Genomic DNA, 667 nt, shown 5'->3' with positions numbered 1-667 from the left:
ACGATATTAAACAGGCGTACATGTTGTGAATAAAACACCACGCCACCCAACGTCATTTTATCCAACGTCAGTACCGTTCCATCCGGCAGGCTGTCCATTTGCACCACAAACGAGGCGAGATCCTCACCCGGCGATTTTTGGACGTAGCTCAGGCGCTTGAATGTCGGGCGCTGTTGCGGTGTCGCAACCGCCTGTTGCACCGTATTCGCCACGGCCTGTGGCAGTGGCGGACGCTGGATCGGAGCCGGATCGTTTTGCGCAAAATCAGGTCGTAACGGTAAATCCTCCGCCATTGGCTTTTCACGCCATTCCAGCGTGCCATTACCGCTAAGCTGGCGAATATCGTTAACCGCGCAAAGCCTTTTCGCGAGCGCAGTTTCCTCAGCGGAAAGCGCGTTTAATGCAGGATTTTCTTCAGACTGGCTATCCGTTATTCGTCCCTGATTATCCAACGCAAACTGATTAAGGGTTTGGCCCTTATCCTGTACGCAATCGAAAACCTTATCCGTTATTTTCACCGAATAGGGCGCGAGGTATTTTTCATCTTGATGAATACGCGCATAGTCCGTTGCGAGACGCACCTGAAGCCGATCGCCCTGCCTCGCGCTGTTAGTCACATCAATATACGGCCGGTTACCCTGCGTATCAGGCTCAGCAAGCGCAACCC

The 667-nt window shown here is 52.9% G+C and carries 1 pseudogene; it reads right to left on the bottom strand.

Annotation, left to right across the window (positions count from 1 at the left end):
• Positions 1-667: pseudogene (locus J5224_RS33265) on the bottom strand (hypothetical protein); the annotation flags it as partial.

This window comes from Candidatus Symbiopectobacterium sp. NZEC135 (genome assembly GCF_025962695.1).
Note: the sequence above shows the minus strand (reverse complement) of the source record. Positions and strands in the feature narration are given on the sequence as shown.